This window comes from Nocardia sp. NPDC088792 (genome assembly GCF_044750615.1).
Classification (GTDB): domain Bacteria; phylum Actinomycetota; class Actinomycetes; order Mycobacteriales; family Mycobacteriaceae; genus Nocardia.
This window is the reverse complement of record NZ_JBIVKC010000001.1, coordinates 711,509-737,397: the sequence shown is the minus strand read 5'-3', so window position 1 is coordinate 737,397 and position 25,889 is coordinate 711,509. Positions and strand designations below refer to the sequence as shown.

At 68.2% G+C, this 25,889-nt stretch carries 23 protein-coding genes; 21 read left to right on the top strand and 2 right to left on the bottom strand.

Features of this window, described 5'->3' with window-relative positions; translation table 11 throughout:
- Positions 1-114 precede the first annotated feature (114 nt).
- The 10 genes from ACIP5Y_RS03590 (at position 115) to trmD (ending at position 10,616) form a co-directional block, all read left to right on the top strand.
- Positions 115-2,589 (top strand): [protein-PII] uridylyltransferase, encoded by a 2,475-nt coding sequence (locus ACIP5Y_RS03590; RefSeq protein ID WP_400349107.1) that lies wholly within the window; start codon positions 115-117, stop codon positions 2,587-2,589.
- Between the two features lie 156 nt (positions 2,590-2,745).
- The gene (locus tag ACIP5Y_RS03585) at positions 2,746-3,063 is read left to right on the top strand and encodes a hypothetical protein (RefSeq protein WP_400347226.1); all 318 of its coding nucleotides are present in this window, start codon (positions 2,746-2,748) and stop codon (positions 3,061-3,063) included.
- Between the two features lie 82 nt (positions 3,064-3,145).
- A complete protein-coding gene (gene ffh / locus ACIP5Y_RS03580) occupies positions 3,146-4,717 on the top strand; it encodes a signal recognition particle protein (RefSeq protein ID WP_400347225.1) in 1,572 nt (523 codons plus the stop codon).
- Positions 4,718-5,198: 481 nt separating this feature from the next.
- Positions 5,199-6,125, top strand: coding sequence for a LysR family transcriptional regulator (locus ACIP5Y_RS03575; protein ID WP_400347223.1), 927 nt, complete (start codon positions 5,199-5,201; stop codon positions 6,123-6,125).
- 64 nt (positions 6,126-6,189) lie between these two features.
- Complete coding sequence (locus tag ACIP5Y_RS03570; RefSeq protein ID WP_400347221.1) at positions 6,190-7,290, top strand: amidohydrolase family protein; 1,101 nt, start codon at positions 6,190-6,192, stop codon at positions 7,288-7,290.
- Positions 7,291-7,384: 94 nt separating this feature from the next.
- Complete coding sequence (locus ACIP5Y_RS03565) at positions 7,385-8,521, top strand: hypothetical protein (RefSeq protein WP_400347219.1); 1,137 nt, start codon at positions 7,385-7,387, stop codon at positions 8,519-8,521.
- 190 nt (positions 8,522-8,711) lie between these two features.
- Entirely contained in the window at positions 8,712-9,149 is a 438-nt protein-coding gene (gene rpsP, locus ACIP5Y_RS03560) for a 30S ribosomal protein S16 (RefSeq protein ID WP_400347217.1), read from the top strand.
- A complete protein-coding gene (locus ACIP5Y_RS03555; RefSeq protein ID WP_067574801.1) occupies positions 9,149-9,391 on the top strand; it encodes an RNA-binding protein in 243 nt (80 codons plus the stop codon). Before rpsP ends, ACIP5Y_RS03555 begins: the two co-directional genes overlap by 1 nt.
- Positions 9,392-9,928 (top strand): ribosome maturation factor RimM, encoded by a 537-nt coding sequence (rimM, locus tag ACIP5Y_RS03550; protein ID WP_400347215.1) that lies wholly within the window; start codon positions 9,392-9,394, stop codon positions 9,926-9,928.
- Between the two features lie 4 nt (positions 9,929-9,932).
- A complete protein-coding gene (gene trmD, locus ACIP5Y_RS03545; RefSeq protein WP_400347214.1) occupies positions 9,933-10,616 on the top strand; it encodes a tRNA (guanosine(37)-N1)-methyltransferase TrmD in 684 nt (227 codons plus the stop codon).
- Positions 10,617-10,629: 13 nt separating this feature from the next.
- On the opposite strand, the gene ACIP5Y_RS03540 is transcribed toward trmD, so the two are convergent.
- Positions 10,630-11,880 carry a PQQ-binding-like beta-propeller repeat protein gene (locus ACIP5Y_RS03540; protein ID WP_400347213.1) on the bottom strand — a complete coding sequence of 417 codons (1,251 nt, stop codon included), beginning with the start codon at positions 11,878-11,880 and terminating at the stop codon, positions 10,630-10,632.
- 190 nt (positions 11,881-12,070) lie between these two features.
- Here ACIP5Y_RS03540 and ACIP5Y_RS03535 point away from each other — a divergent pair, with 190 nt between their 5' ends.
- Positions 12,071-14,443: a Tex family protein gene (locus ACIP5Y_RS03535; RefSeq protein WP_400349106.1), complete on the top strand. Its 2,373-nt coding sequence runs from the start codon at positions 12,071-12,073 to the stop codon at positions 14,441-14,443.
- A 329-nt stretch (positions 14,444-14,772) separates the two neighbouring features.
- Here the strand turns inward: ACIP5Y_RS03535 and ACIP5Y_RS03530 are convergent, their stop codons facing one another.
- Positions 14,773-15,132 (bottom strand): bleomycin resistance protein, encoded by a 360-nt coding sequence (locus ACIP5Y_RS03530; RefSeq protein ID WP_400349104.1) that lies wholly within the window; start codon positions 15,130-15,132, stop codon positions 14,773-14,775.
- 230 nt (positions 15,133-15,362) lie between these two features.
- Here ACIP5Y_RS03530 and ACIP5Y_RS03525 point away from each other — a divergent pair, with 230 nt between their 5' ends.
- The 10 genes from ACIP5Y_RS03525 to ACIP5Y_RS03480 all read left to right on the top strand — a co-directional run bounded on the left by ACIP5Y_RS03525 (position 15,363) and on the right by ACIP5Y_RS03480 (position 25,772).
- The gene (locus tag ACIP5Y_RS03525; protein WP_400349102.1) at positions 15,363-16,238 is read left to right on the top strand and encodes a hypothetical protein; all 876 of its coding nucleotides are present in this window, start codon (positions 15,363-15,365) and stop codon (positions 16,236-16,238) included.
- 24 nt (positions 16,239-16,262) lie between these two features.
- Positions 16,263-17,942: an alpha-keto acid decarboxylase family protein gene (locus ACIP5Y_RS03520; protein ID WP_400347211.1), complete on the top strand. Its 1,680-nt coding sequence runs from the start codon at positions 16,263-16,265 to the stop codon at positions 17,940-17,942.
- A 173-nt stretch (positions 17,943-18,115) separates the two neighbouring features.
- Positions 18,116-18,457 (top strand): 50S ribosomal protein L19, encoded by a 342-nt coding sequence (gene rplS, locus ACIP5Y_RS03515; protein WP_400347209.1) that lies wholly within the window; start codon positions 18,116-18,118, stop codon positions 18,455-18,457.
- Between the two features lie 72 nt (positions 18,458-18,529).
- Positions 18,530-19,348: a signal peptidase I gene (gene lepB, locus ACIP5Y_RS03510; RefSeq protein ID WP_400347207.1), complete on the top strand. Its 819-nt coding sequence runs from the start codon at positions 18,530-18,532 to the stop codon at positions 19,346-19,348.
- A 108-nt stretch (positions 19,349-19,456) separates the two neighbouring features.
- A complete protein-coding gene (locus ACIP5Y_RS03505) occupies positions 19,457-20,140 on the top strand; it encodes a ribonuclease HII (RefSeq protein WP_397003692.1) in 684 nt (227 codons plus the stop codon).
- Between the two features lie 43 nt (positions 20,141-20,183).
- Positions 20,184-20,489, top strand: coding sequence for a DUF2469 domain-containing protein (locus ACIP5Y_RS03500; protein WP_011210678.1), 306 nt, complete (start codon positions 20,184-20,186; stop codon positions 20,487-20,489).
- 86 nt (positions 20,490-20,575) lie between these two features.
- Positions 20,576-20,932: a YraN family protein gene (locus tag ACIP5Y_RS03495; protein ID WP_400347203.1), complete on the top strand. Its 357-nt coding sequence runs from the start codon at positions 20,576-20,578 to the stop codon at positions 20,930-20,932.
- 1 nt (position 20,933) lies between these two features.
- Positions 20,934-22,442: a YifB family Mg chelatase-like AAA ATPase gene (locus tag ACIP5Y_RS03490; RefSeq protein ID WP_400347201.1), complete on the top strand. Its 1,509-nt coding sequence runs from the start codon at positions 20,934-20,936 to the stop codon at positions 22,440-22,442.
- Between the two features lie 359 nt (positions 22,443-22,801).
- Positions 22,802-23,974: a DNA-processing protein DprA gene (dprA, locus tag ACIP5Y_RS03485; RefSeq protein ID WP_400349100.1), complete on the top strand. Its 1,173-nt coding sequence runs from the start codon at positions 22,802-22,804 to the stop codon at positions 23,972-23,974.
- Positions 23,975-24,044: 70 nt separating this feature from the next.
- The gene (locus tag ACIP5Y_RS03480; protein ID WP_400347199.1) at positions 24,045-25,772 is read left to right on the top strand and encodes an amidohydrolase family protein; all 1,728 of its coding nucleotides are present in this window, start codon (positions 24,045-24,047) and stop codon (positions 25,770-25,772) included.
- Positions 25,773-25,889 lie beyond the last annotated feature (117 nt).

Sequence of the window (25,889 nt, the reverse complement as noted above, 5' to 3'; positions counted from 1 at the left end):
GGCCCCGGCCTCCCGTCGGTGTCGAACCGGCGGGAATGCCGGGGCCGCCCCCGTGCAGGCGATGAACTGAATTGAGGGTGGTGGGTTGTGGGTTTCCAGGCACGCGACGACAGGATCGCCAACGGCGAGAAAGTCTCCGCGAACGGTGAGAAAGTCTCCAGTGGGGCATCGGATCTGGTCCGGGCTCGCGACCAATTGCTCATCGAGGCCGGCGGACCCGAAGGGAACGGGCGCAATGCGCGCCTCGACCCGGAAGCCCTGCGACAGGCCATGGTCGACCTGTTCGAACTGTGGCTGACCACCAAGGGCCACGAGGTCGGCATCACCGCCGACAGCGGACTCGCCATCGTCGCGGTGGGCGGCCTGGGCCGGCGCGAGATGCTGCCGTACTCGGATCTGGATCTGGTGCTGCTCTACGACGACGTCGACCCGCAACGGGTCGCCGAGGTCGCCGATCAGCTCTGGTACCCGCTCTGGGATGCGCACATCAAGCTCGACCACAGCGTTCGCACTGTCCCGCAAGCGCTTCGGGTCGCCGCCGACGACCTCACCGCCGCGCTGGGCCTGCTCGACGCCCGGCACATCGTCGGTGACGAAGGCCTGAGCACGCTGCTGATCAGCGGGGTGCGCCGGGACTGGCGGGCCGGAATCCGTTCGCGCTTCGAGGAACTCATCGCCCAGACCGAAACCCGCTGGCGGCGCAGCGGAGAGATCGCGCACCGCGCCGAACCCGATCTCAAGAACGGGCGCGGCGGCCTGCGCGACATCCAGCTGCTGGACGCCCTCGCCATCGCACAACTGACCGACGCCATGCCGGGGCTCGGTCCGGAGGTGCCCGGCGGCGGGCTGAAACAGGCGCATCGCCGCCTGCTGGACGTGCGCACCGAACTACATCGGGTAGCGGGCCGGGCACGAGATCAGTTGCGCGCCCAGGACGCCGACGAGATCGGCGCGGCCCTGCGCATCGGGGACCGCTTCGACCTCGCCCGCACCCTGAGCGATGCCGCCCGCACCGTCAGCTATTCGACCGATGTCGGGCTGCGGACCGCGGGTAACGCGCTGCCGCGGCGCGGCCTCGCGCGCCTGCGCCGCGTCCCGGTGCGGCGACCACTCGATGAGGGGGTGGTCGAGCACGCCGGTGAAGTGGTGCTGGCCCGCGATGCCCGCCCGCAGCGCGATCCCGGTCTGATCCTGCGCGTGGCCGCCGCCTCCGCGCAGACCGGATTGCCCATGTCCGCAACGACATTGAACCGCCTCGGCGAGGACGCGCCCGAGCTGCGCGAGCCGTGGCCCAAGGAGGCGCTCAACGATCTGCTGGTGCTGCTGGGCGCGGGCCGCGGCACCGTCGACGCCATCGAGGCCCTGGACCGGACGGGCCTGTGGGGCAGGCTGTTTCCGGAATGGGGTGTGGTGCGCGACCTTCCGCCGCGCGACGCCATCCACACCTGGACCGTGGACCGGCATCTCACCGAGGCGGTCGCGCAGGCGGGTGCGCTGTCGACCCGCGTCGCCCGCCCGGATCTGCTGCTGATCGGCACCCTGCTGCACGATATCGGCAAGGGCCGCACGGAGGATCACAGTCTGGTCGGCGCCGAGCTGGCCGTCTCCATCGGCAAACGGCTGGGCTTGTGGCCCGCCGATGTGCTGACGGTGTCGGCCATGGTCCGGCATCATCTGCTGCTGCCCGATACCGCGACCCGCCGCGACCTGAGCGATCCGGAGACGGTGAACATGGTCGTGAAGCTGCTCGACGGGGATCCGCAGCTGCTCGAATTGCTGCACGCCCTGGCCGAAGCGGACGCGCTGGCGACCGGGCCCGGGGTGTGGAACGACTGGAAGGCTTCGCTCATCGGCGATCTGGTGCGCCGCTGCCGGATGGCCATGGCGGGTGAGGAGCTGCCCGCGCCCGAGTCCATTCCGGCGGAGTTGCGCCGGCGGGCGGAAGCCGGTGGCGTGCACGTGGATCTGGAGCCGGGGGAGGGCCGCTACCACCATGTGGTGACCGTGGTCGCGCCCGATACTCCGGGGCTGCTCTCCGATGCGGCGGGCGTGCTGGCCCTGCATTCGCTGCGGGTGCTGTCGGCGAATCTGACGAGTGTGGGTGAATCGGCCATCGACACCTTCGTGGTGGCGCCGCGGTTCGGTGATCCGCCGGACCCGGGTCTGCTGCGCCAGGAATTGATCCGGGCCATCAATGGCGAGCTGGATCTGGGGACGGTGCTGGCGCGTAAGGAACGGGAGGCGGGCGGTACCCAGCGCAGCCCGTATGCGCAGGCGCAGCCGCGGGTTTTCTGGATCGAGACGGCGGAACCGGGCCGGATTCTGCTGGAATTGCGGGCCGAGGATCGGATCGGATTACTGAGCCGGCTGGCGGCGGCGCTGGCGGATGCGGGCGTGAATGTGTCGTGGTCGAAGGTGGTGACCATGGGTTCGGTGGTGATCGACACCTTCTGCCTGGATCTGGGGGCCTCCGACACGCCGCAGCGACGGGCGGAAATCGAGGAGGCGGTGCTGTCGGTGGTGCCGCCACAGCAACCGAAGAAAACGTCCGAAGCGGACACAGAAAACGGATCTACCTCTGTTTTCTGACCGATCGCCAGGCTGTGGGATTAACTGGCAAACCTCGTGTTTGCCAGTTAATTAGATCGTTGCGAGCAATTTGCTGAAATACCGATCAAGTGACCGGCATCACACCCTAATATCGCTTTCGGCCCAAGCTGTCGCAAGCATGAGGGGAGCAGGTCGGTGGCAATTGAAGTTGTTTCGGCGTCGATGATGACGAGCGATATGACCTCGCACATCGCCCGCTGCGTCGGCGGCGACCGCTGGGTCGTTTCCTGGCTGCCCGGCCGCACCCTCACCGGGCAGCAAGCTGTGACCGCCATGACCATCGCCTCCACGGTGGCCGAACACGAACCCACGCCCGCCGAATGGGCGATGGTCGACGGACTCGCCCTGGAACTGGGCCTGACCGCCCGCGAGGCGGTGTTCATGGTGGCCAGCGAGAAGCACGACCTACGCCGCATCGCACCGATCGCGCCCCGCCCGCGCGACCTCGAGTAGCAGCCGGTACAACAGCACTGCTCCGGTCCCACTACCCTGGTATGACGAGTGACAGTCCCTCGAGAATCCAGGAGCGCGATCGGTGTTCGAATCCCTTTCCGACCGGTTGACCGGTGCCCTCAAGGATCTGCGCGGCAAGGGGCGGCTGTCACCGGCCGATATCGACGCGACCGCGCGTGAGATCCGGCTCGCCCTACTCGAAGCGGACGTCGCCCTCCCCGTCGTACGCACCTTCATCGCCAAGGTCAAGGAACGCGCCAAGGCCGCCGAGGTCTCCGCGGCGCTGAACCCGGCCCAGCAGGTCGTCAAGGTCGTCAACGAGGAGCTCATCGCCATCCTCGGCGGCGAGACCCGGCGCCTGCAGTACGCCAAGAACCCGCCGACCGTCATCATGCTCGCGGGTCTGCAGGGTGCCGGTAAGACCACCCTCGCGGGCAAGCTCGCCAAATGGCTGAAATCCCAGGGGCATACGCCGCTGCTCGTCGCGTGTGACCTGCAGCGCCCCGGCGCGGTCACGCAGCTGCAGGTGGTCGGTGAGCGTGCGGGCGTGCCCGTATTCGCGCCGCACCCCGGCACTTCCATCGGTGGTGGCGAGAATCCGCTCGGCGTCTCGGCTTCCGACCCGGTCGATGTCGCGCGCGCCGGTATCGAAGAGGCGAAGCAGAAGCAGTACGACATCGTCATCGTCGACACCGCGGGCCGCCTCGGTATCGACTCCGAGCTCATGTCGCAGGCCGCGGGCATCCGCGATGCCGTGAACCCGGACGAGATCCTGTTCGTCCTCGACGGCATGATCGGCCAGGACGCGGTCTCCACCGCCGAGGCCTTCCGTGACGGTGTCGGCTTCACCGGTGTCGTGCTCACCAAGCTGGACGGCGACGCCCGCGGTGGCGCCGCGCTGTCGGTGCGTGAGATCACCGGCCAGCCCATCCTTTTCGCGTCCACCGGTGAGAAGCTCGAGGACTTCGACGTCTTCCACCCGGACCGCATGGCCAGCCGCATCCTCGGCATGGGCGACCTGCTCACCCTGATCGAGCAGGCCGAACAGGTCTACGACGCGCAGCAGGCCGAGGAGGCCGCCCGCAAGATCGGCTCCGGCGAGCTGACCCTCGAGGACTTCCTCGACCAGATGCTGGCCATCCGCAAGATGGGCCCGATCGGCAATCTGCTCGGCATGCTCCCCGGCGCCGGCCAGATGAAGGACGTCCTCGCCCAGGTCGACGACAAGCAGCTCGACCGCGTGCAGGCCATCATTCGCGGCATGACCCCTGCGGAACGCGCAAACCCGAAGATCATCAACGCCTCCCGCCGCCTGCGCATCGCCAATGGCTCCGGCGTCACCGTCACCGACGTCAACCAACTGGTCGACCGCTTCTTCGAAGCCAAGAAGATGATGGGCGCCATGAGCCGCCAAATGGGCTTCCCCGGCGCCCGCGGCGGCAGCAAGAACACCAAGAAGGGCAAGAAAGGCAAGAAGGGCGGCCGCGGCCCCACCCCGCCCAAGGTGCGCGGCGGCTTCCCCGGCATGCCCGGCCTCCCCGGCGGTATGCCCGCCGGCATGCCCGACATCTCCAACCTCCCCGCCGGCCTCAACGAACTCCCCCCGGGCCTCGAGGGAATCGACCTCTCCCAGTTCAACTTCCCGAAGAAGTAGCGAACAGCACAACGAACGCCCGGCCGGATCTCCCGGCCGGGCGTTCGTCGTTCATGCCGGGCCGGACAGGCCACCGGACTTGCGCGACCTCATCCCCGACCAACTGCCCGAACAGTTCCGCGGCCTCCCGGAAGTCGCCCTGGACCCGGATTCCCCGACCTCGTCGCCGCACCGGGCCGACCGGGCGGCGCCGGGACATCACCGAAAGGCATTGGGCGCCAGGCGGACCCGGTGTGCTCCGCAGGCGCACCGGGTGTAGGTCACCAGTCCCTCCGAGGTGACATGCCGGGACAAGACGCGGAAGGGCCGGTCCATCGGCCAACCGCACCGGGGGCACGACGCGGGCTCCGATTCCTGTGCGGTCGTCGAATGGTCGATGTTTCGGTGCTGGGCGTCTGATCCGGTCATGTGGTCAGTTTTCGCTGCGGCGTAGGGTTGGGTCCATCGCATAGTTCCGCATCGAAACGTTCGGAAATGTCACATGATTGATCCGCGGCTGCAGACATTGCGGGTGCTGCGCCAGCACGGGACCGTCACCGCGACGGCGGCCGCGCTGCACCTCACGCCGTCCACCGTGTCGCAGCAATTGCGGGGGCTGGCGCGGGAACTCGGGGTGGAACTGCTCGAACAGGTCGGGCGGCGGGTGCAATTGACGGCTGCGGCGCATGCGCTGTTGCGGCATGCGGATCTGCTGGCGGCCCAATCCGAGCGGGCGCGCGCGGAATTGGCCGCGCACCGGACAGGTATTGCGGGGGTGCTGCGCATCAGCGCCATGCCGACGGCGTTCACCGCCCTGGTTGCCCCGGCCGCCGCGCGGCTGCGGGATGCCAATCCGGGGTTGGCGATCGAACTCGTCGAGGACGAGTCCGTTCACTGCTTCGATCTGCTGCTGGCCGGGGACACCGATATCGCGTTCGTGCTGCCCGCGCCCGGCACGCCCGCACCCGATGATTCGCGCTTCGACCAGCGGGTATTGCTCGAAGAACCGATGGATCTGCTGGTGCCCGCAGGGCATCGGCTGGCCGGGCGCGAGAGCGTCGAACTGGCCGAGGTGGCCGCGGATCCGTGGATTTCGGGGCGGGAGTGGATCACTCACCATCTGGTGGTGTCGTCCGCCTGCGCGGCCGCCGGGTTCACGCCCCGGATCGTCGGCCGGACAGTGCATTTCAACGGTGTCGCGGCCATGGTGGCGAACGGTTTCGGGGTCAGCCTGATCTCGCGGCTGGCGTTGATCCCGCCGGGGATGGCGGTGGTCCGGTTGCCGTTGCACGGTGACACGGTCCCGATCCGCCGCCATCTCACCGTGGTGCGCCGCGGCGCTCGGGAGCATCCGGTCATCGCCGAAGGGCTGCGGGTGATCCGGCAGGTCTGCCACGCCCGCACCGACGTGACCGTGCTCGACGAGTAGGCCGTCGGGCCCGCCGAGTAGCTTGTTCTGTAGCGAGACAGAGCCTGCGAGGCGAGGAGGCGGTATGCGTCTGCACTTCCGCGGGGTGGTGCTGCCCGGCGAGGACGTCCGTGATCTGTGGGTGCACGACGGCCTGGTGTCCTTCGCGCCGATCGCGGACGCCGACACCGTGCATGCCGCCGGCTGGATCGTCCCCGGCCTGGTCGACGCGCACTGCCACGTCGGCATCAAATACGGTGGCGGCCACGAGGATTCCGACGGCGCCGTCGCCCAGGCCGAGGTCGAACGGGATGCGGGCGCCCTGCTGCTGCGCGACGCCGGTTCCCCCATCGACACCCGCTTCCTCGACGACCGCGAGGACCTGCCCCGCATCATCCGCGCGGGCCGCCACATCGCCCGCCCCAAACGCTACATCCGCGAACTCGGCATCGACCTCGACGACGAACGCGACCTCCCCGACATCGTCGCCGAGCAGGCCCGCCGCGGCGACGGCTGGGTCAAGATCGTCGGCGACTGGATCGACCGCGCCGTAGGCGATCTCGCCCCCCTCTGGTCCGACGCGATCCTCAAGGAAGCAATAGGCGCCGCCCACCGCGAGGGCGCCCGCGTCACGGCCCACGTCTTCGGCGAGGACGCCCTCCCCGGCCTCCTCGAAGCCGGCATCGACTGCATAGAACACGGCACCGGCCTCACCGACGACACCATCGACCTGATGGCGCGCAACCAGATCGCCCTGGTCCCCACCCTCATCAACATCGACACCTTCCCCGGAATAGCCGACAGCGCAACCAAATTCCCCGCCTACGCCGCCCACATGCGCGACCTGCACCGCCGCTCCCGCGACACCGTGGCCAAGGCCCACGAGGCAGGCGTCCCCATCTACACCGGCACCGACGCCGGCGGCTCCATCCGCCACGGCCTGATCGCCGACGAGATCATGGCCCTGTCCGGTGCCGGCTTCTCCGCCCACGACGCCCTCGGCGCCTCCGCCTGGAACGCCCGAGCCTGGCTCGGCCACCCCGGCATCGAACCGGGCGCCCCCGCGGATTTCGTGGTGTACCAGGAAGATCCGCGCCAGAATCTCGCCGTCGTAGCGTCGCCCGCGTGGGTAGTGCTGCGCGGCCGCGTCTACGACCGCCGGGACCCGGTGACCGCGAATCGGTAGGTGAATCCGTCTCCGCGGGACCGTCTTTCGCTGCGATTACGATCACGTCCTCCGTAATAGCGGACATTTCGGTCATCGAACGGTGGGGGACACCTTGCACGACAATCGATCCGACCCTCCCCTCCCGGCCGCGCCGCCCGACCCGGCGCAGCCGAGCGAACCCGTGCTGCCACCAGAGCCGCGGCAGTCCTGGGCGCGGCGCTGGTGGGTGCTGGTGGTGCTCGCGGTAGTGATCGTGCTCGGTGGTGCGGCGGTGCTCGTCGCCGCCTTGACGACGCAGCCCGAACGGCTCGCCTTCCCGATCGGCGGGTGTGTCTCCCTCGACAATGCCGCCGCCGTGGACGCGGTTCCGGTCGAGTACGACTGCGCCGACAGCTATAAGGCGCAATACCGGATCACAGCTCGCGAGCAGGTCGTGTACCCGATCCCGACGGCGTGCGTGAAGTACTCCGAGGCGACGAAGGCCGTATTCCCGCCCGCCGACCCGGGCAGCAAGCCGAAGGTGGTGCTGTGTCTCGCACCCACCCGCTTCAACACCTCGGATCCCGGCCAGTTGCAGCCCGGTGACTGCATCGACGTGCAGAAGTCCGGCGACATCATCAACCGCGTGGACTGCGGATTCGCGCCGAAGCCCGAGAAGGTGGTGGCCATCGAGATACACACCAAGGTTCCGGCACAGCAGTCCTGCCAGGACCAGCCGACCGCCCGCTCGGCGTTCGCGCAGTCTTCCCTGGGCGGCCGGGCGGTTGTCGTCTGCACCGTCAGCACCGATCCGCTGTCGATTCACAATGCGAAGGTCGGCGACTGCGCGGACGGGAAGAGCTCGAAGACGATTCCGTGCACCGATGCGAAGGCCGATCAGCGAGTGCTGTCGGTGCATGTGCTGAATCGGACGCCCGCCCGGCCCGAATGCCCGGACGATATGGGCGCGTCGGGTTCTTTCACGACCAGCAACCAGAACACCGATCTGGTGTTGCTGCTCTGCACCGGCCCCGCCGACCCGAACAGTTCGCACTATGCGGTGGTCGGCGACTGCATCGGCGAGAACGATCGGAACAGCAGCTCGGCCGCGGCCACCTTCCGGGTCGACTGCGGTGACCCCAGGGCTGTCTATCAGGTCGTCGACCGGCATGATTCCGATGACAACTCGTGCCCGGCCGGCGCCGGCGCGTCGCTCACCTATCCGCCGGGAGTGACCACCGGTTCCACGGTCTGCCTGCGTCGCCGATGACGCCGGATCGAGGCGATTTCATCCGGCGGTAGGGGCTCTGGCAGAATGAACGACCGTCCTCGTCCGAGGACAGTGTCAGCCCGTCTCCGGTTACGTACCGCGCGGCGGTCACAGCACTCGACGCAAAACCGGGCCCGCCGCGAGCGGGTCGCCGAATTGCGACCGTGACCAAATCAGGAAGGCACAGCTCATGGCTGTTCGTATCAAGCTGACCCGCATGGGTAAGATCCGCAACCCGCAGTACCGCATCGTCGTCGCCGACGCCCGCACCCGTCGTGACGGCCGCGCGATCGAGTCGATCGGCCTGTACCACCCGAAGGAAGAGCCCTCGCTCATCCAGATCGATTCCGAGCGCGCCCAGTACTGGCTGGGTGTCGGCGCGCAGCCGACCGAGCCGGTGCAGCGTCTGCTGGAGATCACCGGTGACTGGCAGAAGTTCAAGGGCCTGCCGGGCGCCGAGGGCACCCTGAAGGTGAAGGCTCCGAAGCCCACCAAGCTGGACCTGTTCAACGCCGCGCTGGCCGCCGCCGACAACGAGCCCGTTGCCGAGGCCGTCACCCCGAAGAAGAAGGCCGCCAAGAAGGACGAGGCCACCGAGGCCGAGGCCACCACCGAGGCTGCCGAGTAATGACCGCCGTTGTCGCCGATGCCGTCGAGCACCTGGTGCGCGGCATCGTCGCCAATCCCGACGACGTCCACGTCGAGCTGATCACCAGCCGTCGTGGCCGGACCGTCGAGGTGCATGTGCACCCGGACGATCTGGGCAAGGTGATCGGGCGCGGTGGTCGTACCGCGACCGCGCTGCGCACGCTGGTCGCCGGGATCGGCGGTAAGGGCATTCGCGTCGACGTGGTCGACACGGATCAATAGATGGAACTCGTCGTCGGGCGGGTCGCCAAGTCGCACGGTGTGCGCGGCGAACTCGTCGTAGATGTCCGCACCGACGAGCCGGAACTGCGGTTCGCGCCCGGCAGCACCCTGAAGGGGAAGCTGCCGCGCGCGAAGCAGACGCAGGAATTCGAAGTGGAGTCGGCCCGGGAGCACTCGGGCCGGCTTCTGCTGCGTCTGGACGGCGTCGAGGACCGCACGGCCGCGGATGCGTTGCGCGGCATGCTGTTCGTCGTCGATACCGCGGATCTGCCGCCGTCGGAGGATCCGGACGAGTACTACGATCACGAACTCGAGGGGCTGCGCGTCGAACTCGGCGACGGCACTCTCGTGGGCACGGTGCGGGAAGTCCTGCATTCCGCTGCGGGCGAACTGCTTTCGATCACGGCCGGGGACGCGTTCCCGCCCGCCGGCCGAGAACTCCTGGTGCCCTTCGTGAACGCCATGGTGCCGACGGTGTCCCTTGCCGACGGTCTCATCGTCATCGATCCGCCCGAGGGTCTGCTGGATCCGGAGTAGCGCGATGCGTATCGACGTAATCACCATCTTCCCCGAATACCTGGAGCCCCTCCGAACGGCCTTGCTGGGCAAGGCCATCGACAAGGGCCTGCTCGAGGTCGACGTGCACGACCTGCGCCGCTGGACGCACGACGTGCACAAAGCAGTGGACGACACCCCGTACGGGGGCGGCCCCGGCATGGTCATGAAACCGACCGTGTGGGGTGACGCCCTCGACGAGGTGTGCCCGGACGACGCCCTGCTGGTGGTGCCCACCCCGGCGGGCGTGCCGTTCACCCAGGCGACCGCCCAACGATGGTCCGCCGAGCAGCACATCGTGTTCGCCTGCGGCCGCTACGAGGGCATCGATCAGCGCGTCTTCGACGACGCCGCCCGGCGCGTGCGCGTCGAAGAGGTCAGCATCGGCGACTATGTCCTCATCGGCGGTGAGGCCGCCGTACTGGTCATGACCGAGGCGTTCGTCCGCCTGATCCCCGGCGTCCTCGGCAATCAGCAATCCCACGAACAGGATTCGTTCTCCGACGGACTACTCGAAGGACCGTCGTATACCCGCCCGGTCTCCTGGCGTGGCCTCGACGTGCCCGAAATCCTGTTGTCCGGCAACCACGCCAAGATCGCGGCCTGGCGGCACGAGCAGTCGCTGGAACGCACCGCCGAGCGCCGACCGGACCTGCTGCCGGAAAACTAGATTCCGCGCGGGATCAGGAACCGGCCGGAATCGTGGCGTAGGTGTTGTTCGGTCCGGCGACCAGCACTCCCCAGGGCGCCGGGTACACCTGTATGTGAGTGATGTCCAAATCCATGGTGAGAGCGGGCTTCTCACCTGCCGCCGTCGGCCCGGGCCCGATCACGACGGTGCGTTTTCCGGTGCGCGGGTCATAGGCGAGCAGCCAGGCCTGGTAGTCCGAGGACCGGGTCAGCACCGCGAGGATGGCATTGCCGCCGCTGGTCATGAGCGGTTGGATCGCCGCCTGCTTCGGATCGAGCGGAACGGTCCAGCGCGTACCGCCATCGGGTTCGAGCAGCCGCATCTCCTTGTCGTCGGCCAGGGTGGAACTGTCCAGGACGAGCGTCGATCCGTCGGGCTGCGGAATGCGAAGTTCCTTGTCCGAGCTGGTCTTCCGGCTGCCGAGGGAGTGCCCGTCGGTCATGTCGATGGTTTCGATCGTGTCACCGGACACCACGATGGCCTTCTGCCCGGGGCCGCGCCGGAAACTACCTTTCTCCGGTACCTCGCGATGCCAGGCGGTGGCGCCGGTCGCACGGTCGAGGCCGCCGATGACGAAGTGGCCGTCGGGTGCGGCACACCGGAACACGTCGACCCCCGGTCGTTCGGTGTCGTCGAGGGCGCTCGGTCGCTCGGTCAGGCCTACGGCGTCGGTATCGAACAGTGCCGGAAGATCTTTCGCCAGCGGTGTCGCGCACCCGAGGGTGGCGGGGTCGACGCTCCAGCGCCGCTCGCCGGTGCGCGGATCGCTGTGCACGAATTGTCCGGTGGAATCGTCCGCCTCGAACCACTGCGCGGCCGGTGTGCTCCACATCTGCAGCCCGGTCTGCGAGTCGTAGGCGGTCAGGCCCGGATTGTCCTTCCACCCGACCAGGAGGACGCGCCCGGAGTCCAGCACCTGGATCTTGTCCGGGTCCACGGGGGTGACCGGCGACTTGATCCACCAAAGCTTCAGCCCGGTATGGCTGTCCACGCCGAAGACATCCCCGTTGGCCACGGTGTACACCCCGCCGGCCAGCATCCCGAACGTTTCGTTCGCTTCGAGGGACAGCGTCTTCGCCGCGGTGAGGTTCAGATTCGGGACGCTGGTGTCGCCGGCCGCGGAAGCCGAATCGTGGGATCCGCATCCGACCGCCCCGACCAGCACGGTTGTCGCGAGGACGGTGCGGGCGGCGGTCGCGAGCCCGCGACGCGGAAGGTGTTGGCCCGGAGTCGGGATCGGCACCAGGCGATCCTGCCATCGGTGGCGTGCGGTGGCCGCCCCGGCTCGCCGGGCAGGCGACGGTGACCGAATCGTTCGTGGGCCTTGCAACGAGTGTCGCCGGGCGGCGGTAGTGTCTGCGGGCGTGACGACAGCCTCCGAAACCGTCAGCGCAGAGACCACTGGTGCCGAGAGCACCGTCCGCCTTGCCAGCATCGGCCGGCGCATCGCCGACGAGCTGAGCGTGGGGGAGGGGCAGGTGCGTGCCGCCGTCGAACTCCTGGATGGCGGGTCGACCGTGCCGTTCATCGCCCGCTACCGCAAGGAGGTCACCGGCGGGCTCGACGACGCGCAGCTACGTACCCTCGACGAGCGACTGCACTACCTGCGGGAACTCGACGAGCGCCGGACGTCGATCATCGAATCCATTCGCGGCCAGGGCAAATTGGAGCCCGAGCTGCACGCCTCGATCATGCTCGCCGAGACCAAGGCCCGGCTCGAGGATATCTACCTGCCCTTCAAGCCCAAGCGCCGCACCAAGGCCCAGATCGCGCGCGAGGCCGGGCACGAGCCCGTGGCCGACGCGCTGCTGAACGACCCTGCCACCGATCCCGCCCAGTACGACGCCGAACAGCTGGACGGCGCCCGCGCCATCCTGGTCGAGCGTTTCGCCGAGGACGCCGACCTGGTCGGTGAACTGCGCGAACTCATGTGGGAGCGCGGCCAGGTCACCTCCACGGTGCGCGCCGGCAAGGAAGAGGCGGGCGCGAAGTTCGCCGACTACTTCGAATTCAACGAGCCGTTCAGCAAGCTGCCCTCGCACCGGATCCTGGCGCTGCTGCGCGGTGAGAAGGAAGAGGTGCTCACCGTGCACCTCGAACCCGACACCGAAGAGCCCGAAGAGGGTCAGCGCTCGATCTACGAGGGCCGCATCGCCATCAAGTTCGGCATTGCCGAGCAGGGCCGCGCCGCCGACGGCTGGCTGCTGGACACCGTGCGCTGGGCGTGGCGCACCAAGCTGCAGGTGAGCCTCGGCATCGATACCCGAATGCGGTTGCGGCAGTCCGCCGAACGCGACGCCGTCGACGTGTTCGCGGCCAACCTGCGCGACCTGCTGCTGGCCGCGCCGGCCGGTACCCGCACCACCATGGGCCTGGACCCGGGCTACCGGACCGGTGTGAAGGTGGCGATCGTGGACGCGACGGGTAAGGCGGTGGCCACCGAGGTCATCTACCCGCACAAGCCGCAGGGGCAGACCGAGAAGTCGCTCGCCGTGCTGGCCGCACTGGTCGCCCGGTTCAATGTGGACCTCATCGCCATCGGCAACGGCACCGCCTCCCGCGAAACCGATGCGCTTGCCACCGAGCTCATTTCACGCATTCCGGAGAAGAAGCCCACCAAGATCGTGGTCTCCGAGGCGGGCGCGTCGGTGTACTCGGCCTCCGCGTACGCCTCCGCCGAACTGCCGGATATGGACGTGTCGCTGCGCGGCGCGGTCTCCATCGCCCGCCGCCTGCAGGACCCGCTCGCCGAACTGGTGAAGATCGACCCCAAGTCCATCGGCGTCGGCCAGTACCAGCACGATGTCTCCGAAACCCTGCTGGCCCGCTCGCTGGGCGCGGTTGTCGAGGACGCCGTGAACGCGGTCGGCGTCGATGTCAACATCGCCTCGGTCCCGCTGCTGTCGCGGGTCTCGGGCATCTCCAATTCGATCGCGGAAAGCATTGTGGCGCACCGCGATGCCAACGGCCCGTTCCGCAGCCGCGCCGGCCTCAAGGACGTCCCGCGCCTGGGCCCCAAGGCCTTCGAGCAGTGCGCCGGCTTCCTGCGCATCCGCGAGGGCGACGACCCGCTGGACACCTCCGGCGTGCACCCCGAGGCGTACCCCGTGGTGCGGCGCATCCTCGACGCCAGCGGCAAGGGCATCAAGGAGATCATCGGCAACACCTCCGCCCTGCGCGCCCTGCGTCCCGCGGACTTCACCGATGAACAGTTCGGTGTCCCCACCGTCACCGACATCATCGCCGAACTCGAGAAGCCCGGCCGTGACCCGCGCCCCGAATTCAAGACCGCCGAATTCGCCGCGGGCATCGAGAAAGTCGCCGACCTGCAGCCCGGCATGGTCCTCGAAGGCGTCGTCACCAATGTCGCCGCCTTCGGCGCCTTCGTCGACATCGGCGTCCACCAGGACGGCCTGGTCCACGTCTCCGCCATGTCCCACAACTTCGTCAAGGACCCGCGCGAAGTCGTGAAATCCGGCGACGTCGTCAAGGTCAAGGTCCTCGAGGTCGACATCCCGCGCCAGCGCATCGGCCTCTCCCTCCGTCTCGACGACGAGCCCGGCACCGGCAAACCCGAACGCGGCGAAGGCCGCCCGCGCGGCAACCAGGGCGGCCAGCGCCAGGGTGGCCAGGGCGGCGGCCAGCGCCAGGGCGCCCAGGGCGCCAACCGCCAAGGTGGCCAGGGCGGCAATCGCCAAGGCGGCCAAGGTGGTCAGGGCGGCAACCGCAACCAGGGCAACCGCAACCAGTCCGCCCCCAGCGGTTCCATGGCCGACGCGCTCCGCCGCGCCGGTTTCGGCAAGTAGCGATCGCTCGAACAAAGAAAGATCCCGGCGCGCATAGCGCACCGACCATCCACCCGTGAAACCGCCGGGCGGCCCGCCCAACTCGCGAGCCGCCCGGCTTCACATCCGCGTCACCCCCGCCCACTTCACCGCGAGAGGGAACTGGTGGTGGCCGCTACTCGCCAAATGCCGCAACCATTTCCCGGTGATCGCATGTCCAACACTGCGAGTCGCCGGGATACGGGTTATTACCGGACGTCTGTAGGCGGTTTCGGGCCGGTGGCGGCGTCTGGTCTGTCGTGCGAGGTCGCAACATCGGCCGACCGCAGCGTCATTGGCTGCCGCCGCGGCTATTTCGGTAGTGGGGAGCCGACTCGGTGCAGGGTGCCGTCGGGGTCTACGTAGCCGAATTCGCGGAGGCCGTAGTCGGCGTCGACGGGGGCGACGAGGCGGCCGGGGAGGTCGGCGCGCGCCCATTCTTCGTACACCGCATCGGCATCGGAGACGTACAGGTAGACGGCGGCGCCGGAGCGGAGGGGGTCGTGTTCGGCCCATTCGGTGAGGTGTAGCGAGACCGCGCCGCGTTCGGCGAATCCGTAGCGGGCGTCGCCTTCGTAGGCGTGCGCCTCGAATCCGAGCCGCCGGTAGCGTTCCAGTGCTGCGTCCAGGTCCAGCACCGGGATTACCGGTGCGACGCTCTCGAACTCGATGTCGTCCGCCATGAGGACTCCGTTCGGTCGATGGCAGAGGCTGCTTCGTGCCCGCGACCCTACTCGTGAATTCCTGCCGGTAGCCGACCCGCTGCCTGCGGTTCATCCCGCTGACGGTGTCGCGGCGCACAATGGCGCTGGACGGGGTCGAGCTCGATGAGGACTGGCGTGGGTAGCGTGGCTGGAGTTGGTTACCGCAGGGCGAACCTGGAGACGACTGAGACATGCATATACGCCGATGGTGGGAAGACGTCGTGATCGGACACGGTCGTTTGCCTTTGGCGTGCTTGCTGCTCGGTTTCATCGTCGGGTTCATCCTGATCCGGATCAGTGTGCGGCTCATCCGGAAGCAGGTGCGCTGGTGGCCGGGCAATCTGCGCGCCGGTGATGTGCACATTCACCACATGGTCTTCGGCGTGATCCTGGTGCTGACCTCCGGTGTGGGATTCGTCACGCTGTATCAGAGCCCGGTGGGAGTGATCGCGGCCGTCGCGGCGGTGTTCGGCGTCGGCGCCGCGCTGGTGCTCGACGAGTTCGCGCTCATCTACTACCTGCGCGACGTGTACTGGGAAGAGCAGGGCCGTACCTCGGTGGACGCCGTGTTCGTGGCGGTCGCGGTGACGGGGTTGCTGCTGATGGGTTTCCATCCGCTGTGGTTGCTGGACATCAGTAATGTGCGTGACATCCGCAGTGATCCGAATGTCCCGGAGCGGGTCTTCACGATCCTGTTCGCGCTGGTGAATCTGACGCTGGCGGCGATCGTGATCGCCAAGGGGAAGATCTGGACCGGTCTGTTCGGCATGTTCTTCCTGCCGCTGCTGGTGGTCGGCGCGCTGCGCCTGAGCCGTCCGGGCGCGCCCTGGGCGCGCTGGCGATACGCGAACCGCCGCGGGCTCATGCGCCGCGCGATCATCCGGGAGCGCCGCTACCGGCGGCCGGTGATCCGCGCCAAGATCTTCGTGCAGGACCTGGTGGCCGGTAAACCCGATGTGGCGCACGTCCGCCGGGCCGCCGAGGCCGAGCTGGTGCGCACGGTCGTCCCGGCGCCGCCCGCGCCGCCGTCGGAACACCCCCTGCTGTTTAGTAGCCGAAAGGTTGCTGACTGACGGCGGGCGTGCCAGGGTTGACCCATGGGCTACGTTGTCGGCGACTATCTGCTCGATCGGCTCCACGAACTCGGCGTCACCGAAATATTCGGTGTACCAGGCGATTTCAACCTCGAATTCCTCGACCACACCGTGGCGCACGAGGGCATCCGCTGGATCGGCAGCGCCAATGAGCTGAACGCCGGCTACTCCGCCGACGGGTATGCCAGGCTGCGCGGCATCGGCGCCGTCGTCACCACCTACGGAGTCGGCGAACTCAGCGCCGTCAATGCCATCGCGGGCAGCTACGCCGAACACGTGCCCGTGGTGCACATCGTCGGCGTGCCCGCCAAGGACATCCAGGCCAATCACCGCGTCATCCACCACACCCTCGGCGACGGCGACTTCCACCACTTCCGGCGGATCGCGGCCGAAGTCACCTGCGCGCAGGCCGACCTCGGCGCGGCGGACGCCTGCCAGGAGATCGACCGGGTACTGAATTCGGTTCGCGTACACCGGCGTCCGGGCTACCTCATGCTGGCCACCGACACCGCACGCGTCGAAGTGTCCCCGCCGACGACGCCCCTCGCCCCGCCGCCCGACTTCAGCAGCGCGGGCGCCCGCGCTGCCTTCGAAGTGGATGCCCGCGAATTCCTCGCCGGCAAGCAGGTGACCGTGCTCGCCGACATCTTCGTCAACCGGGTGGGCGCGACCGACCTGCTGCGCACGCTCGTCGACAGCCGCCGGCTGCCGCACGCCACCCTGGCGTGGGGTAAGACCGTGGTGGACGAGTCGGCCCCCAATTTCCTCGGCATCTACGCGGGCGCTGCCTCCCCGCCCGCGCTCCGGGCCGCGATCGAGGACGCCGAGCGCCTGGTGACGATCGGCGTCCAGTACACCGACAGCATCACCGCGGGCTTCAGTCAGCGCATCGACTCGCGCCGCACCATCGATATCGGCCCGGAACGGGCCGTCATCGGCGGGATCGACGCCTACGCGCCGCTCTCCCTCACCGCGGCGCTGGAGATCCTCACCGAGATCGCAGGCGAATTCGCCGATCCCACGCCGGTTCCCGCGGCAGCCGCTACTACTGCCGGTGGCGCCGCCGCTGACCCCCTGATCGATGACCTCGCCCTCACTCAAGCCACCCTCTGGCCGCTCGTCGCCGACGCTCTGGGCAATAACAATGTGGTTGTCGCAGATCAGGGTTCGGCGTTCTTCGGCCTGGCCACCCTGCACCTCCCCGCCGGCATCACCTTCCTGGGGCAACCGTTGTGGGGTTCCATCGGCTACGCCCTCCCGGCTGCCCTCGGTGCGGGTCTGGCCTGCCCCGACCGTCGTGCGGTCCTGGTGATCGGCGACGGCGCGGCCCAGCTCTCCATCCAAGAACTCGGCACCTGGATCCGTGAACGGCTCACCGGCGTGATCATCCTGGTCGACAACAACGGCTACGCCATCGAACGAGCCATCCATGGCCCTGCCGCCCCCTACAACGACATCGCCCCCTGGCGCTGGCCGGAACTTCCGCACGCCTTCGGCGGCGACCGCCACTCGGTCCTGACCATGCGCGCCGCTACGATCGGCGAGCTGAAACAATGCCTGCGGGCGGCCGAAGAGGCTCCCGACAAACTGGTCTTCCTACAGGTAGTGACCGGCACCACGGACTACCCACCGCTGGTCGCCGACATCGCCGCGGCGCTCACGCGAGCGAATACTCGCACTTAGGGGTCGATTAACAGCGGCCCGGGGCGATCTGGCACAATGCTCAGGTTGCTTGGGGCGCGCTGTGCATGCGCCCGGGCACCGCCCAATTATCCGGAGCACGAACCGGTCGAGCACTCGCATCAGCGACGTGGCCACCAGGTTCCTCTGTTCTTGCGAACTCCAAAAGGACGGAAATGAACACCCTCGACTTCGTCGATGCAAACTCGCTGCGCAATGACATCCCGGACTTCCGCCCGGGTGACACGGTCAACGTGCACGTGAAGGTTATCGAAGGCAACAAAGAGCGCGTCCAGGTCTTCAAGGGCGTCGTGATCCGCCGGCAGAACGGTGGCGTCCGCGAGACCTTCACCGTGCGCAAGGTGTCGTTCGGTGTCGGCGTGGAGCGCACCTTCCCGGTGCACAGCCCCAACCTCGACAAGATCGAGGTCGTGACCCGCGGTGACGTGCGTCGCGCCAAGCTGTACTACCTGCGCGACCTGCGCGGCAAGGCCGCCAAGATCAAGGAAAAGCGCTGATATAGCTTCTCCGAGAACGCCGAGTAGCCCGGCACCGCATGCTTCTTCGCGGTGCCGGGCTACTCTGTTCCGGTGACAGACGAGAGTGAGTCGGTGACAGTGTCCGGGCCCGGCGACGACGGGACGGATGCGCCGAAGTTGTCGAGGAAGGACCGGAGGAAGGGCGGCGCCAAGAAGCAGCGGCCGTTCTGGCAGGAACTGCCGATGCTGATCGGCTTCGCGGCGATCATCGTCGCACTGCTGGTGACCTTCATCGGACGGCCGTATGTCATTCCCTCCCAGTCCATGGAACCGACGCTGCACGGCTGCTCGGGCTGCACCGGTGACCGGATCTACGTGGAGAAGCTGAGCTACTACTTCGGTGATCCGAAGCCGGGCGACGTGGTGGTTTTCGTCGGGCCGACCGACGACTGGAACAAGCACTACAAGTCGATCCGCTCGTCCAACACCGTGGTGCGCGGTGTGCAGAACGTGCTGTCCTGGTTCGGCCTGGTGCCGCCGGACGAGAACGACCTGGTGAAGCGGGTGATCGCCACGGGTGGTCAGACCGTGAAATGCTGTGACGCGCAGGGGCGCATCCTCGTCCAGGACAGTCCGAACGGGCCCTGGAAGCCGCTCGATGAGCCGTACGTGAAGTTCAACAGCCCGTTCAACCCCGCGCAGCCGGATGTGCCGTTCAATGCGGGCGGTCGCGCCTTCGGTCCGGTCACGGTGCCGAACGGCAATCTGTGGGTGATGGGTGACAACCGCGCCGAGTCCGCGGACTCCCGCTACCACATGAAGGACGAGCTGCAGGGCACGGTTCCGGTGAAGGACGTGCGCGGTAAGGCCGTCTTCAAGATCTGGCCGCCGAGCCGGATCGGTCCGGTGCGGGCACAGGACCCGCAGTAGTACCGAGCGCTGCGGGATAATCGACCGGTGGGGAATACGGCGAGCGGTGCCACCCGAGTCAAACCCGGCGTAAGCCGGAAAGATCGCGGTGGCAAGAAGATTCAGCGGATCGAACGCGGTGAGTGGCCGCCGCGCGTGGTCATGCGCCCGGCCGGTGGCCTGCGCACCCTGGAGGCCGCGTTGATCCGCAGCGGGCTGGGCCCGGTGGCGGGCGTGGACGAGGCGGGTCGCGGTTGCGCGGCCGGGCCACTGGTGGTGGCTGCTTGTTTGCTACCGCCGAAGGCGTACACCTCGCTGGCGGGTCTCAATGACTCGAAGAAGCTCAGCGAGAACGTTCGCGAGGAGCTTTTCCCGATCATCAAACGGCTGGCCCTGGCCTACCGGGTGGTCGTGATCCCGGCCTGGGAGATCGACGCCATCGGCATTCACGTGGCCAATATCGAGGGCATGCGGCGGGCGGTGGCCGGGCTGGATCCGGTGCCCGGTTACGTGCTCACGGACGGCTTCCGGGTGCCGGGTATCCCGGTGCCGTCACTGCCGGTGATCGGCGGTGATGCGTCCGCGGCGTGTATCGCCGCGGCCAGCGTGCTGGCCAAGGTGACCCGGGACCGGATGATGGTCGAACTGGACACGCAGCTTCCCGGCTACGGGTTCGCCGCCCACAAGGGCTACAACACCCCCGAACACAACGACGCGCTACAGCGACTGGGCATCACCAGTGAGCATCGCCGGTCGTGGCGAAACGTCCGGGAGACCGGCCGAGTGGCTACCGACACCGCGTATGCGGGATGATGTCTCTACACGCAGTGTGGCGATAAGGAGGACGTTCCACCCGATGAGCGCCGAGGACCTCGAGAAGTACGAAACCGAGATGGAGTTGTCCCTGTACCGGGAGTACAAGGACATCGTCGGTCAATTCTCGTACGTGGTGGAGACCGAGCGCCGCTTCTACCTCGCCAATTCCGTCGAGCTGCGCCCGCAGAACGCCGATGGCGAGGTCTACTTCGAGGTGCGGATGTCGGATGCATGGGTGTGGGACATGTACCGGCCCGCACGCTTCGTGAAGCACGTTCGAGTCATCACCTTCAAGGATGTCAATATCGAGGAGCTGGAGAAGCCCGACCTGCGGCTTCCCGAGTAGTACACAGGCTCCACGCTATCCACAGGCCGGCCGTTTCCCCAGGTCGGCAGGGCCGGGCCCGGGCGGGGTCCGGTCATGCTGGCTGAATGGCACAGCATCTCGCGCTCGGAGCGCACGGGGAGGAACTGGCGGCGCGGTTTCTGCGCGACGCCGGGATGGAGATCGTCGCCCGCAACTGGCGCTGCCGGTACGGCGAACTGGACCTGATAGTCCGCGATGGTGACGTCACGGTCTTCGTCGAGGTGAAGACGCGCAGCAGCCTCGTCTGCGGCCAGCCCGCGGAGGCTGTCACCTATCTCAAGCAGCAGCGCATCCGCCGCCTGGCGCTCGTCTGGCTGCACGAGCAGCCGGGTCCGTGGCTGCACGTCCGCTTCGACGTGATCTCGGTGCTGATCCGCCGTGCTCGCGAGCCGGAGATCCGCCATTTGCAGGCGGTGTTCTGAAATGCCTTTGGGGAGAGCATTTTCCGTCGCCGTGAGCGGCGTGGAGGGGCAACTGGTCGAGATCGAGGCCGATATCGGCCAGGGGTTGCCTTCGGTTCACCTGGTGGGGCGGCCCGATACGACCTTGCAGGAATCCCGCGATCGGGTGCGGGCCGCGGTCGCCAATACGGGGGAGAAGTGGCCTGATGGCCGCGTGATTCTGGCCCTGTCTCCGGCCACCCTGCCGAAAGTCGGAAGCGTTTATGACCTGGCTCTGGCTGCTGCCGTGCTCGATGCGGCCGGTGTGATCCCGTCGCGTCGCCTGGCCGATGCGGTGCTGCTGGGTGAACTGGCCCTGGACGGACGCGTACGGCGTGTGCGCGGCATCCTGCCTGCTGTGCTGGCGGCCCGGACCGCCGGACGGCGCACCGTCGTGGTGCCCGCCGCCGCGCTGCCCGAGGCCGGTCTGGTCGACGGCATCCGGGTACTCGGCGCGGCAACCCTGTCCGCGCTGGTGGATTGGCTGCGCGGCGGTGCGGAACTCACGCTGCCGGAGGCGGTTCCGCCGCAGGTTCGCCCGCCCATCGGCGACCTGAGCGAGGTCGTCGGCCAGGACGAAGCCCGCTGGGCGCTGGAGGTCGCCGCCGCCGGCGGCCACCACCTGCTGCTCACCGGCCCGCCCGGAATCGGCAAAACCATGCTGGCGCAACGACTTCCGGGCCTCCTCCCGCAGCTGCGCGAATGTGATTCGCTGGAGGTGACAGCCATCCACTCGGTAGCGGGCACCCTCTCGGATGACCATCCCTTGATCACCGCGCCGCCCTTCGTGGCCCCACACCATTCGACCTCCGTCGCGGCCATGGTCGGCGGCGGCTCGGGTTCGGCCCGCCCCGGCGCGGTCAGCCGAGCCCACCGCGGCGTCCTGTTCCTCGACGAATGCGCCGAGATCTCGGCGAAGGTCCTCGAGGCCCTCCGAACTCCTTTGGAGGAGGGCGAGATCCGCATAGCCCGCCGCGACGGCGTGGCCCGCTACCCTGCCCGATTCCAACTCGTGCTCGCCGCCAACCCTTGCCCTTGCGCCCCCGCCCGCGATATCGACTGCATCTGCGCCCCACTGGCCCGCCGCCGCTACCTCGGTAAACTCTCCGGCCCTCTGATGGACCGCATAGACCTGACAGTCCAAATGCATTCCCAAGCGGCGGGCGCTTTCAGCGGCGACGAAGTCGAATCCAGCGAAGTGGTCCGAGCCCGGGTCTCGGCGGCGCGTACCGCCGCCGCCCAACGCTGGTCCACCCTCAACATGTCCACCAATGCCGAAGTCCCCGGCCACGTTCTCCGCCAACAGTTCCGCCTCCCCAAAGAGGCTCTGGCCCCGGTGGAATCCGCCCTCCGTCACGGCCGCATGTCCGCCCGCGGCGCCGACAGGGCAATCCGCGTCGCCTGGACTGTCTGCGACTTGCGCGGCGGCGATCTCCCCTCCGCTCAAGATGTCCTGCAGGCCTTGAACTTCCGTCAGCGAGGTAGCGCATGACCACCCGGCAGCCGGGAGTCCCCGGCACACAACAGGATTCGTGCCCCAGCGGCGCGCAATCGATGATGGACGGTGTCTCCGCCCCGGCCCCGATCACCCCGGCGGCTGAGCGTGAAGCGTCGATCCCGATGCCAGGAGAGGCGATCGCGGGCGTCGATGGGTCGCGGCGAAATCTGCGGCATCCCGTGCCCGATAGTGACGAGTCCCCGTCGCCGCCGGATCGGGTAGCGGAGGCATCCATGCGCGGCGCAGTCGCCGGGTCGGCGTCGGCGCCGCGTGAGCTGCCGAGCGCGCTGGGTGTGGACGGTCGGCCGGAGCTCGCCGTGGATGATTCGGGCCGGGACTTGGTCAGCCCCGAGCTGGGGCAGTGTTTTGGGGCCGGGGCGGATGTGCGGCGGCTGGCGTGGGTCTATCTGTCGCGGGTGGTGGAGGGGCCTTGTGCGGCGTTGTCGGCGTTGATCGATTCGGTGGGAGTGGTGGAGGCGGCTCGGGCGGTGCGGGAGTGTGCGTTGCCGGAGGCGTTGCGGGGGGCTACCGAGTTGCGGCGTGGAATCGACCGGGCCGAAAGGGATTTGGCGCATATCGAGCGGTTGGGTGGGCGGGTGATTACGCCGGATGATGCGGAGTGGCCGGCGTGGCGGTTGCTGGGGCTGGGGCAGTTGGATTCGAAGAAGGATGAGGCGGCCGCTGTGCCGTTGGTGTTGTGGGTGCGGGGGCAGCGTTCGCTGCTCGAGTGCACCGAGCGGGCCGTCGCCGTGGTGGGGGCGCGGTGTAGTACCGGGTACGGGAACCATGCCACCGGGGAGATCGCGGGAGAGTTGGCTGTCAGGGGATGGACGATCGTGTCCGGGGCGGCATTCGGGATCGACGGGATGGCGCATCGGGCTGCTTTGGCCGTCGGTGGGCTGACGATCGCAGTGCTCGCGTGTGGACCGGACCGGCCCTATCCGGTGCAGCACGATCGGCTGCTGGCCGAGATCGCGGACGCCGGGTTGGTCGTAACCGAGTACGCGCCGGGCACTTCTGTGCGGAAGCACTACTTTCTGGCGCGAAACCGGCTCATCGCCGCGCTGGCGGATGGGGTCGTGGTGGTGGAGGCAGGGGCGCGGAGCGGCGCCCGCAATACCGTGAAATGGGCTCGGCGCCTGGGCCGTCCGGCATTGGCGGTGCCGGGACCGATCACATCGGCTTCGTCCGTGGGTTGCCACCGGATGATCCGGGAAGGGGAGGCGTTTCTGGTCACCAGCGCCGAGGAAGTGCTGGATGAGGCCGGGCCGCTGCGGCTTTCCCTGCCGGGCGTGGTGCCGTCGGCCCCCGACGAGAACCTCACCGGGGATGAGGCGCGGATCTGGGCCGCGCTGCCGGCGGTGGGGTCGAGACTGCCGCGTTCGCTGGCCGATGGCTCCGGTCTCACATTGCCCGTCACCCGCGCGACTTTGACGTCGCTGGAGCTCGCGGGGCTGGTGGCCTGCGATGAGAACGGCTGGTATCGCGTGGCGCAACACGGTCAGGAGGTGCGGATGAAGGCTTGACCGGCGGGCCGAATAGCAGAACACTCGAGGTAGGCAACTCAATACACGAATGTATCGAATGGGGTCCGTGATGACCGAGTACGACGTAGTGATCCGGGGCGGCATGGTGTTCGACGGCAGCGGTGCGGCACCGGTCGCGGCCGATGTCGGCGTGCGGGACGGGAAGGTCGCCGCGATCGCGCCGGGGCTGCCCGACGGTGTGCGCACGATCGATGCGGCCGGGCGGTGGGTGATTCCCGGAATCCTCGACGTGCATACGCATTACGACGCCGAAGCCCTGGTGGCGCCCGGTCTCGGGGAATCCGTCCGGCACGGTGTGACCTCCGTGGTGCTCGGCAACTGCTCACTGTCGACGGTGTATTCGGGCGCCGAGGATTGCGCGGATATGTTCTCGCGGGTGGAGGCGTTGCCCTGGGACATCGTGCACGGCGCCATCAAGGAATCGAAGACCTGGCAGGATCCGGCGGGGTATGCGGCGGCGCTGGCGTCGCGGCCGCTGGGGGCGAATGTGGCCGCGTTCATCGGGCATTCGGATATTCGCGCCACGGTGATGGGGCTGGGGCGTTCGGTGGATGCGCAGGCCCGACCGACCGATACCGAGCTGGCTGCCATGCGCCGGATGCTCACCGCCGCATTGGATGCGGGTTTCGTCGGCCTGTCCACGATTCGCAGTTCGTTCTCCAAACTGGAGGGCACGCGTTTCCCGGCCCGGCAGCTGCCGTCGACCTATGCCACCTGGCGTGAATACCGCCGTCTGAACAAGATTCTGCGCAAGCGCGGCCGGGTGCATCAGAGCACGCCGAATCTGGCCATGCCCGCCGAGGTCGCGCTGTATCTCGCGCAGAGCGTCGGGTCGCTGTTCCGTCGTCCGCTCAAGACCACACTCATCGCGGCGGCCGATGTGAAGGCCGATCGCCGTGCATCTTGGGCGGCGACCTTCGCCGCGACTCTTGCGAACCGGTTCGGTGGCGATTTCCGCTGGCAGCATCTGCCGGTGCCGTTCGAGGTCTACGCCGATGGCGTGGATCTGGTGGTGTTCGAGGAGTTCGGTTCCGGTGCAGCGGCATTGAACGTCCGCGATGAAATGGAGCGTGGCAAGCTACTGGCCGACGAGTCCTATCGCCGCCGCTTCCGCAAGGATGTGGCCAAGCGTTTCGGCCCGCGGGTGTGGCATCGCGATCTGTACGACGCCGAGATCGTGGCCTGCCCCGATGCGTCGGTGGTGGGCAAGTCGTTCGGCGCGGTCGCCGACGAACGCGGGATCGAACCCGCCGATGCTCTGCTCGATCTGGCGGTGGAGCACGGTTCGAAACTCCGCTGGCGCACCACGATCGCCAATGACCGCGACGATGTCCTCGACCGCCTGCAGCAATCCCCGGTGGTACAGGTCGGTTTCGCCGATTCCGGCGCCCACCTGCGCAATATGGCCTTCTACAACTTCGGCGTCCGCCTGCTGGAACGCGTCCACCACCGCGGTTTCATGCCCATCGAAACCGCGGTCCACCGCCTGACCGGCGAACTCGCCGACTGGTACGGCCTCGACGCCGGCTACCTCCGCCCCGGCCACCGCGCCGATATCGCCGTCATCGACCCCACCGGCTTCGACGGCGCCAGTTCCGCCTACGCCGAGGCCCCCTTCCCCGCCGGCGGCAGCCCCCAGCGCATGGTCAACCGCAACGACCGCGCCGTCACCGCCACCCTCGTCAACGGCCACATCGTCTACGCCGAAGGCGAATTCGCCGAGGGCTTCGGCACCACTCTCCACGCCGGCACCTTCCTACGCGCCGGAGATCGCTGACGGATCGATACGTGCACCAAGCGGGCGCGCTGGGCGCGGCGCCTACGGGAGCATGCGGGCGCTGCGGAGAGCACACCGTCGCATTGTGGACCGACACGGCGGCAAAACCGTATGCGG